The 289-nt window shown below is 65.4% G+C and carries 1 protein-coding gene; it reads left to right on the top strand.

The window, feature by feature from the left end; all coding sequences use genetic code 11:
- Window positions 1–17: 17 nt before the first annotated feature.
- Window positions 18–289, top strand: a 272-nt coding sequence (locus ACR6JA_RS23080; RefSeq protein WP_494599840.1) for a hypothetical protein, incomplete at its 3' end; no start/stop codon positions are given.

A 289-nucleotide genomic window follows, 5' to 3' on the forward strand; every position in this document is an offset into this window, starting at 1 on the left:
CAGCGAACGATTCGCGCATGGTCAGCGATCAATCCCTGTTCCGGGAAAGCGCCATCCACAAGCCCGCCATCCTCACCCTGGATATCCAGGCGCGCCTTGCCACCATCAATGCGGCGTGCCGCGAGCTGCGCAAGCTTGGCTTGCGTATCCAGGACCAGGACGTGGCCCCGAACGACGACGGCCCCCCGGTGGTCGACCTCGGCCCGATCTTGCCCCACCAGGCCGAACGGCTCATTAGCGAGGCGGGCGGCAGTACCCATAACGCAGCAACGCAACGGCATAGCGCATC

The organism is Cedecea sp. B1(4), from assembly GCF_059414925.1.